The 9,999-nt window shown below is 46.1% G+C and carries 8 protein-coding genes; 1 reads left to right on the top strand and 7 read right to left on the bottom strand.

Annotated features, from left to right (window positions below; all coding sequences use genetic code 11):
* Positions 1 to 238 precede the first annotated feature (238 nt).
* The gene (locus IM322_RS07000; RefSeq protein WP_287672378.1) at positions 239 to 994 is read right to left on the bottom strand and encodes a cobalt-precorrin-6A reductase; all 756 of its coding nucleotides are present in this window, start codon (positions 992 to 994) and stop codon (positions 239 to 241) included.
* Positions 995 to 1,560: 566 nt separating this feature from the next.
* On the opposite strand from IM322_RS07000, the gene IM322_RS06995 reads away from it, so the two are divergent.
* Positions 1,561 to 3,009, top strand: coding sequence for a family 10 glycosylhydrolase (locus IM322_RS06995; protein ID WP_287672375.1), 1,449 nt, complete (start codon positions 1,561 to 1,563; stop codon positions 3,007 to 3,009).
* Positions 3,010 to 3,015: 6 nt separating this feature from the next.
* On the opposite strand, the gene IM322_RS06990 is transcribed toward IM322_RS06995, so the two are convergent.
* From IM322_RS06990 to IM322_RS06965, 6 genes are all read right to left on the bottom strand, one after another.
* On the bottom strand, positions 3,016 to 5,238 hold the full coding sequence (locus tag IM322_RS06990) for a GumC family protein (RefSeq protein ID WP_287672373.1): 2,223 nt from the start codon (positions 5,236 to 5,238) through the stop codon (positions 3,016 to 3,018).
* Positions 5,239 to 5,365: 127 nt separating this feature from the next.
* Positions 5,366 to 6,583 (bottom strand): polysaccharide biosynthesis/export family protein, encoded by a 1,218-nt coding sequence (locus tag IM322_RS06985; protein ID WP_502863103.1) that lies wholly within the window; start codon positions 6,581 to 6,583, stop codon positions 5,366 to 5,368.
* Positions 6,584 to 6,703: 120 nt separating this feature from the next.
* Positions 6,704 to 7,450: a cyanoexosortase B system-associated protein gene (locus IM322_RS06980; RefSeq protein ID WP_287672369.1), complete on the bottom strand. Its 747-nt coding sequence runs from the start codon at positions 7,448 to 7,450 to the stop codon at positions 6,704 to 6,706.
* Entirely contained in the window at positions 7,443 to 8,348 is a 906-nt protein-coding gene (gene crtB / locus IM322_RS06975; protein ID WP_287672368.1) for a cyanoexosortase B, read from the bottom strand. The genes IM322_RS06980 and crtB overlap by 8 nt, the downstream gene beginning before the upstream one ends.
* Before the next feature lie 37 nt (positions 8,349 to 8,385).
* Positions 8,386 to 9,525 carry a DegT/DnrJ/EryC1/StrS family aminotransferase gene (locus IM322_RS06970; protein ID WP_287672366.1) on the bottom strand — a complete coding sequence of 380 codons (1,140 nt, stop codon included), beginning with the start codon at positions 9,523 to 9,525 and terminating at the stop codon, positions 8,386 to 8,388.
* A 130-nt stretch (positions 9,526 to 9,655) separates the two neighbouring features.
* Entirely contained in the window at positions 9,656 to 9,790 is a 135-nt protein-coding gene (locus tag IM322_RS06965; protein WP_287699061.1) for a hypothetical protein, read from the bottom strand.
* Between the last annotated feature and the right edge of the window lie 209 nt (positions 9,791 to 9,999).

The raw sequence follows: 9,999 nt of genomic DNA, 5'->3' as shown, positions 1-9,999 counted from the left end.
ACTGATAACTGATAACTGATAACTGATAACTGATAACTGATAACTGATAACTGATAACTGATAACTGATAACTGATAACTGATAACTGATAACTGATAACTGATAACTGATAACTGAATTTAAACTGCGTAGGGGAATTTTTAGTACAAATGCTCAAAATTCCTCTCCCTGCTCCCTTCTTCGGTGCAGTCTTAACGAGTAATTTAGATAGGGTTTACTGATGATTTTTCCAGAAAAATCAAGAGAGCCACCTTTTTTCTAACCATGCCAGGACACTTTTAACATCCGCCACTTTTTCTCCTTCAGGTACAGGTGGACGTTGTATCATTACCACGATTATTCCCAACTCTCTAGCGGCGATAATTTTGGCGTAAGTGGCATCACCGCCGCTATTTTTACTCACGATCGCCTCAATGTTATATTCTTGTAAAAGAGAGCGCTCTGACTGTAAGGAAAAAGGCCCCCGTGCCAACAATAATTTTCCAACCGGTACGATGGCATCCGCTGCCGGTGGGTCGATCATCCGCATCAAAAACCAGATATTGTTTAAATGTGCATAACTTGCCAGTTCTTGCCGACCAATAGTGAGAAATATCCGCGGGGCTAACCCCGGTAAAATATTCGCCGCCGCTTGATTGTTTTCTACTTCAATCCAATTATCTCCAGATACTTTTTCCCAAGCTGGACGACTTAAGATTAATCGAGGAATACCACAATCCGAGGCGGCTTGAGCGGCATTAAAGGAAATTTGCGCGGCAAAGGGATGGGTGGCATCAATTAAACAATCAATGCGTTCTTGACGCAGATAATTGGCTAACCCGGTGGCACCACCAAACCCCCCCCTGCGAGAAGGAGTTGTGAGAGTAATCGGTTCTCTCGTGCGACCGGCCAAAGAAGCGATGGCATCTATACCCGGAATTGCCGCAATTTTAGCCGCTAATGCCGCCGCTTCCCCCGTTCCCCCTAAAATCAGCACTTTTTTATTTTTAGTCATCTAGCAATTGCCAAAAGGTTAACTAGGGTTTGCTGAATAAATCTAAAAACCTTGTTGGGTAAGACTTTTAGACTTTTTTTACCTCAAAAAGTGCCAACCATTGGAGTGGTCGGGGGGAAAATTCCGGGACTTTTTCCCCGAAAATTAGGTAATTGACCCTCTGAAAACGGGTAAAACCCTACACCCTACACCCCACACCCCACACCCTACCCCCACGAAAAACTTTTTGCCGCAAACCCTAACTAATTTTCCATCTTCCTATCTTCCCTTGCAAAGGAAGGAGATTTGACGGGGTTAGCTTCTAGCCTGAAGAAACTCTCTACTGGCGCTTAGAAATTAGTTGAATCGAAACATCTGATCGGTTGATTGGGTTGGTTGGTGGCAAAATTTTTCCGGGGTTTTCAACCCAAATTTTCGATAAAGCTGAAGTATAATCTGACTGAGAATCGTCTCCTGTCTCTCCTATCCCCAAACCGAAAACCTTATACCTCACCATTAAGATAACTGCTCTAAAAAAATAGCAAACTAAGAAAATTTCTCCTTTGCTACTTTTGCCGTGAACAACTATGTTAAAGAAAGTCAATTATCTGCGATCGCTATCCTGTTTCCTCGCTATAATCCTCTGGAGTAGTCCTCTAGGGATTAACCCTAGCCTCGCAGTCAATAATAACTGTCAACTGTCCGAATCGGAAATCAAACAACAAGAAAATCTGCGTCAAACTTCCCCCCAAGAATATAACATTTTATTGCAGAAATATGCTGAACAATTGCGCTTTTGTCGTTCCCGACACTGGTTACAGGAACAAGCGATCTGGTTACGTCTCTACTCCTGTGATACCCGTCCTGGATCGATGGAAAGTATCCTCGATCGCATCGTGGCCAAAGGTTATAATACAGTTTATCTGGAAGTTTTTGCCGATGGTCAAGTCTTATTACCTCCTAACAATAATCCCACCGTTTGGGATAGCGTGATTAAAAATCCGGGTGCGGGAAATGTGGATTTATTAGCACAGGCGATCGAACAGGGACATAAACGCGGTTTAAAGGTTTATGCTTGGTTATTTAGCCTCAATTTTGGCTATGCTTATAGCTTAAAACCCGATCGACAGGAGGCGTTAGCACGCAATGGTAAAGGACAGGATAGCACCTCTTTTGTCGATGATCGATCCCAAACTTTTGTCGATCCCTACAGTAATCAAGCGCGACAGGATTATTTAATTCTCCTAGAAGCCATTTTACAACGTCGTCCCGATGGAGTTTTATTTGATTATATTCGCTATCCCAGAGGAACAGGAGTCGATTCCGTTGCCGATGATGTCCAAGATTTATGGATTTTTAGTCCGGCATCCCGACAAGCTTTAATTAATCGAGGATTGAATAATAAGGGCAAATTTTTAATCGATCGCTATCTGACTCGCGGCCAAATTTCCCCCCATGATATCGTCGAAGCCGATCGCCTTTATCCCCAAGAAACCGCCCCTCTTTGGCAGGGTAGAATCCCCTTAGAAGAGGAGATGAAACAATCAGTTAAAAGTCGTTTTGATCGCCTGAAATTAGAACTTTGGTTCCTAGCGGTTGCCCATGCTGCCCAGGGTGTAATTGATTATATTAGTTATTTTTCCGCCCTAGTGGAACGTCAGGGAATTCCCGCCGGGGCAGTGTTTTTTCCTGATGGAAATCGTCTTGTGGGTAATCAAGGTTTTGATTCCCGGTTACAAGCTTGGGATAGTTTTCCCGCTTCCCTAGAATGGCATCCCATGTCCTACGCTAATTGTAACGATACTACCTGTGTAGTTAATCAGATCAAAAGAGTAGTGGCAAGCAGGGGAAATCAAACTGCTGTTATCCCAGCTTTAGCGGGTTTATGGGGACAACCCTATAACAATCGTCCCTCCTTAGAAGTGCAAATGGAAGCGATTCGCATAGCCTTTCCCACCATAGATAGTATCAGTCATTTTGCTTTTTCTTGGCAAGAACCACAATTCGATCGAGCCAGAAGATTTTGTCATAAGTAACCGCATTTACACCTCCACTTTCACTTCCTCTGTCTCTGTTTTTTCCTGTAGTGGGGGAACTATCAAAGGTGGCAGTTCTGGTTCGGCGGTGTTGAGAGTCGGCGTAATATCGACGTAGTTAATCACCGCCCCTAAAATTTTCACTTCCGCTTCTGTTAACTGGTCAGTTGCTTCACTCAAGAGACTAGAACGAGTTATCGCCTGGCGCGTTACCAGAATAATCCCGTCCGCTAGTTCTTCTAAGAGCAGCGCATCATTACAGCTAGACAGAGAAGGAGTATCCACAATCACCAGATCGAAACGGCCGCGAGAATCTTTGAGAATTAATTGTAATTCGCTCGATTCAATGATAGCTGCCGCTTGTTTTTGCGGACCGGGACTAGGCAAAATGGAAAGGTTTTCTATATTTGGGGCCAGCCGGATCGATTTACTTTTTGCCCCGTAGTAAAGTAGGGGTTCTCGGAAAGAATTGGGATCGGGAGTGACTCCGATTTCTTCGGCCTTAGAAAGACTTCTCAGATCTCCTTCGACTAACAGAGTCCGTCGGCCCGCTAAAGACGCAGCGATCGCCAGATTATAGGCAGTGGCAGTTTTCCCCTCTCCGCCAGTAATACTGGTGACAATGACCACTTTCACCGTTTCGCCGCCGCCCACAAGTCGCAGGGTACTGCGTAAACGTTCGTAGTAGGGGAGATAATTGGCATTAGCATCGGCGAGAATCGGCTCGATTTCCTCGCCCTCTAAATTCCGGACAATGGGCAATTGTCCTAAGAGTAGTATATCCCGACTAACCAAAGCTTCCCGCAATTCTTGGGGACTGTGCAGGCGATCATCGATCACTGCTAACAGGAGAATCGTACCCAATCCGGCTAAAGTTCCCAAACCAGCACCCACCAAGAGAATCAAGGTACGATTCTTGCGGTTAAACACCTGTTCGATCGGTTGAGCCACTGGCGGTTGGGCGACGGTGAGACTACCCACGGTTTCCGCTTCTGCAGCCTGAGCATCCACCAGAGCATTGAGAATATTCTCGTAGATACCCCGTTGAAAGGCGACGGCTTGGGTTAAACGAGCTTGCTGTAGCTGTTTATCGGGGAATTTCTCGTATTGGGAGCGTAATTGCTGTTCCTGAGTCACTAAGGATTCTAATTGTTTCATTAAACCCTCGCGCTGGGTTTGCAGGGTGACTAATTGAGCCGCTAGTTGTTGACGGGTGGCATCGAGATTACTTTGCTGACGGATGCGACTGCTGGGAAGATCGGTCAGGATGCCATCTTTTCCGATCACCTCGGCGGCTCTTTTTTGTAAGAGAGATTCGTTAACTTGCTGTTCTTTGCGTAATTTAGCTACGGTGGGATGTTCGGGACGTAAATCCTTCTGTAGTCGCTCCAATTGGGCTTCCGTACCCAATATCTGCGCTCGGATACTGGCAATAATCGGGTCGGCACTAAGGGCCGAGGAGGTGTAAGCTTGATCGGGGGTTAAATCGAGTTGTTCACTCAGACTATTAATCTGTCCTTGAATGCCTTGCAGTTCTAGGCGAATTTCTCGCTGTTGCTGTTGACTACTGGTGATAGCGGTGAATAAACTCCCATCTTGAATCGCCAATAAATCTGAACCCTGGGTACTAATGTAGCGATAAAACTTTTCTTCGGCTCTGGTTAAATCTTTTTGGACTTCGTTAAGTCGGACACTGAGAGCTTCTATGCGGGCCCGTAACTGAGAAGTATTCAGCCAGCGACTGTATTCCACCATTTCCTTCATCAAGGTTTCGAGAATTAACTCCGCCTTGGCCTGGGAGTCGGCCGTTAACTCTAAAAGCATCTCTTGGGGTTGGTCGGTTTCTGTAGGCCGATTGCTATTATTTTTTTGTCCCTCCACTTCACCAGGGAAGGTGATTTTCAAATCTTGATCGCGAATTTTAACGATCTGTTCCTGATTAAATTGCAATTTTTTGGCGGCATTGACCAATACCCGGGGAGACAGTAGTAAATCGCGGTCAATAGCCCGCCCTTGTTCTTGCAGTTGGGTTCCTATACTGGTAAAAGCTGGCGGCGGCACCCGGTAGGCCAATTGTCCCACCGCCCGATAAAAGGTGGGGGGTTTCTCAGGATCGGGTAGGAGAGCAAAGATCACAGAACCACCTAAACAGACGAGGAAGACGAATATTCCCACAAATTTGTTCTGATCTAGCGAGATGAGAAATCGTTTCACAATTGGTAGAGCCATAGCTTTTTAATATATTCCCAGATTCTTTACATTTTAGCGGTCAAGAGTGATTCTCGCCCTTGAAATCCTAGCTTATGAAGTTGTGTTAAGGAGTGAAGGGAGCAAGTTGCCCCTCAGTTATTGGAAGTTATTGGAAGTTATTGCTAAGGTTGAGAATTGTATTGGTAAAATTGGAAATATCCCGAATGGGTTGGGTAATGATATTAAAAGCGGCGAAAATTTCCCCTAATAGGGTGCGGGTGACAATAATTACGTCTTGATCTTCTAGGGGAACATTTTGGGAGATATCTCCCCTAACTGCCGCTATCGGACTCAAAGTTTGACTAACAATTCCCCCTTTGGCACTATCAAAACGTAGCAGAGACACTTCATTGACATTAATCCGCAGGCGATCGGAAACCGGTAAACTAGCCACCACATCGAGGAAGGTACTGCCATTAGGAATCGAAACATTTCTCAGGGCAATTCCCGAAGGAACTAAGGGAGCTAAAACCCTGACAGTGATATTCTGCTGGGTGAGGGTGGTTCTCGCCACCAGTGTGCGATTATATCCCGTTTCTTGGCCTACTTCTAGCTTGGAAACAATCACGGCATCGCCCCCTTGCAGACGCATATCTGGCAAGCGTTCCCCTTTAATTAAGGGAGTATAAAGGTCAAGTTTCTCCTCTAATACTGTACCATCGACTAAAACCCGACGGACAACGATCGAACGCAGATCGGCTCTGGGAGTGCCACCCCCCGCCGCCAAAAGTACCTGCGCTAGGGGAGTATTAGGCGCAACATTATAAAACCCCGGTCGCTGTACCTCTCCCAGAATGGTTAACTGGACGGGACGGGCAGTGGTTAAAACCGCAATCACTTCCGGTTCCTCCCGCAAGTATTTTCGCCCCAATTCGAGGCGGATTTTAGTTTGCACTTCGTCTAAAGTCAAGCCGAGCACCGGAATACGCCCTAAAATCGGCACCAGAAAATTACCATCGGGATCCACTGGCCCCGTGGAATTAAATTCGGGAAAATCGGGAACCGAGACAGTAATTTGATCGCCGATATCAAGTCGATAGGCCTGAATTTGTCGGGATTGGGAATTATTGGGAGAGTAAACCGGTGGACTGTAGCCAGTGGGGGGAATCGTGTTTTCAGGAAAGGTGGGATTAGGCGGTTGGGGGGGCAAAAATTCCAACCCGGCTCCGGGTTGAGTCTGGGGTATGGACAAAGGACCCTGGGCCTTGAGTCTCTCGCAGTGAATTACCCATAAGAACCCTGTCAGACTCAACCCTGATAAGGCTATAGCCCCGGTTCTGAATAAACTAACTGGCAAAAACTTGTTGAGCATTGGTGGAATCATACAGATATATCAATTTATTTTCTGAGAGTTATCTAGTGGGAGAGGAACAAAGAAGCTATTAAGGACTATAAAAGTGCCTTGAGCTAGTTTTTTTTAAACAGATAGTTGGGAGCAGAAAAACTACTTTTCTTTTTTGGTCTCAGGCAGAGAAGTTAATTGACTTAAGACATTTTGTTCTAAGTTCCTTTGAACTTCCTTGGCGAGATTGAGAGCAAAGGGAGTGAGAGTTTGCAGTTCTTTCGTCGGTTCTAAGGGAATCAGCAAGGAAACGGCTATCCAGGGTACTCTCTGTCTTTTTAATTGCGCCCATTGGTCAAGCCAATACCACACCGAGGGATCGTAATGACCACCACCTAGCCAAGCATACCATTGCACCACGGCCAAGGTGTTTTGTGTCCAGGCACGATAGAATCGAGCCGTGGCCTTTCCTCCCGACTGGGTGGGGATTAATAGCTCGGTTGTTTCCCCCTGATTCCAACGACTAATCGAAGTGATATCCGACCATTCTAATCCTGGTTGATTTTTATAGTATATCTGTGGCTTTAAAAGCACGGTGATCCTCTTGCCTTCAGGAGTTTCCACCACTTGTACCGACCATTTTCCCTCACCGATTTCTCCTTGGCTCTGGTCGATGGTTTTCAGGTCAGAGAACTTGATTCCCGATTCTTGTAGAGTCCGCATTTTTTGAATATTACCGATTCTCGGTTGATCCACCCAAGACCACTGGCCAGAAATTAAATTGGGCAAGATACCCCCTACAATCAATAGCAGCAGCAGGCACAACAGCAGTAAATAATTACCCGGGAGCTTTTTTTTGACTTTATCTAACACTAAAGTTACCTCGGCTGGAATTTTTTGACTAATCATCCTGGTTACCTTCCTCTTGAGCTAGGGACTTTTTCTTAACCGCCTCGCGATACTGCATGATTTGGAAGACCAAAAGGATCAGTAATAACATAAAGACCGAGTATAAATCACCCCCCCAGCTATCGTGGAGTAATTTGAAGTTTTCGTCTTGTCCTGTGCCGTGAAACCAAGCTAAAAGCGCGTTACGAATAATATTAGCCCCGACACTAATTCCAAAGGCACTGAGGAGCATAAAGCGGGTTTTACGACCGTTTTCGATGGTATCAGTCCAATGGAGCAGCAGGAGGGTGACGTAAAGACTGGTGAATAACATTTTCAGCCCCGCACAGTAGGGAGCGACTTCCACCATCCTACCTTCTACCGCTACATAGATACCGTCAACGGAGACATCTAAGCCGGCTTGCTGGAGAATAAAGCCAGCGCAAGCGGCAATAAAAACCTGTAGGGGTAGGGTATAGGGAGCAATCAGGTAGGGGATAGGATTAGGGGTCGCTAAGGCTGTTAAAAGTAGGGGAAATCCTTGCAATTTAAAACCTTCTGTTCCTTTTAACCAGAGACAGATTCCCGCTAAAATAATCGGAAAAGACATACTAACCCAAAGGGAGGAACCGAGGAGATAAAAAATCGCTCCTAGGGTTAACAAAAACGCTCCGAGGGGGTGGGAGCGATCTTCGAGGCGTTGCCATTTTTTGCGATTCTGCCAGACAATATAGGCGGCGTAGGGAAGGCCAATCAAGCCGTGGCTAAAGTATTCGTGTTCGATGCCGATCGATTTATTCAGCCAACCATCGTACCAGTGAAAGATCACAGGACCATAGATAACCGCCAAGAAACCGATAATCAGCCAAGATTGCCGATTTTTGTGGGAGACGGGGGACAAGGAAGGACTAACACCCATAGGACGGAGCGATTTAGTGACAAATTCTGAATTTATGTTACCCGATGATCGCAGTGATCTGTTCAACAACGATGTCAATCTGCTCCTCGCTGATGCCGGGGTACATGGGGAGAGAGACAATTTCTTCACAGAGAGTCTCTGCATTAGGAAAGTCTCCCTGTTGATAACCCAGGTAGCGATAGGCCGGTTGCAGATGACAAGGAATCGGATAATGAATGCCGGTTTGAATACCGACGGCAGTTAATTGTTCTTGTAGTTGTTGGCGCTCAACGGGACAATGGGGGAGAATGCGAATAACGTAGAGATGATAGACATGACCAGTCTCGGTTTCGTCTTGTACGGGTAAAATGCCTTTATCGGCTAAAGGAGCCAAAAGCCTGTCGTATTGTCTTGCCGCTCGATGACGGGAGCGATTCCAGCTTTCCAGATGGGGTAATTTAATGTTTAAAATGGCGGCTTGTATGCTATCCAAACGGCTATTAGTGCCGATATCGGTGTGAAAATACTTGCTCGGTGCGCCATAATTTCTTAAACTGCGGGCTTTTTGGCTAATTTCGGGATCATTGCTCACTAACATTCCGCCATTGCCAAAAGCACCCAAATTTTTACTGGGATAAAAACTAAACCCGGCCGCTACACCGACACTGCCGGCGCGATAACCTTCTCTACTGGCTAAATGGGCCTGGGCCGCATCCTCAAAGATAATCAGATTATAGCTGCGGGCAAAATCCTGTAATTGTTGGGGTGATACCATCTGTCCGTACAGGTGTACGGGGAGAATGGCGCGGGTGTTGGGGGTAATTCTTTGAGCAGCCGCCGCGAGGTCAATTAGGGCCGTATCGAGGTGACAATCAACTAAAATCGGTTTGGCCCCCGCTTGCACAACACCCATGAGGGTAGCGACAAAGGTATTAGCGGGGACTAGCACTTCATCCCTGGCACCGATGCCGTAAGCTTGTAAAGCCAGGGTAAGAGCAGCAGTGCCAGAAGCTACTCCCACAGCATACTCGACTCCGCAAGCTTGGGCAAAGGCGGTTTCAAATTCGGCTAAAGCTTGGCCTAAAACAAAATCTCCCCGGTCGATAACTGTTTGGATTGCCTCGGTAATTTTTGCTTGTAGGGGCTGATTTTGCCAAGTCAAATCCACAAAGGGAACTTTGATTAAACTGAAATTCATCTAGTGCTTGTTTATGGAGATATTATTAAGTGTCAACAGACTAGCATGGATTTGAGCGAGTTGGCTAGATTCCTATTCAGGGGATTTGGCCTTGACTTGGCCAAAAAGATCAAGTTGACTGCCTAGCTATTTATTTTTGCCGCCAAACTTTGACGATAATTCCTAGGCAGAGGAGAATTTGACATCCTCGCCGCCGTAAAACGGACGGCGATTCCTCACCACGCCACTTTTTTAGAATGGTCGCTGAATGGGGTTGACGCTTCACGGGATGCTGCTTCTTTAACAGAAGTCTTACGCTTTCCTCCACATCCGTTTTCAGTGTCCGAATGCCCTCCGGCCACTTTGAACAAGTCGAAAAAATCTCATGTTCCACCTTATTTCCTAGAAAGTTTTACTCGTTCAAGGCCGAATTTGAAGTCTTTTCTGAACGAAACCCCCTACTATCTGTGGTCAAGGTTCAGTTTTTAGCTTGGT

Origin of the sequence: Microcystis sp. M109S1 (assembly GCF_020247025.1) — a bacterium.
In the GTDB taxonomy this organism is placed as follows: Bacteria; Cyanobacteriota; Cyanobacteriia; order Cyanobacteriales; family Microcystaceae; genus Microcystis.
Note: the sequence above shows the minus strand (reverse complement) of the source record. Positions and strands in the feature narration are given on the sequence as shown.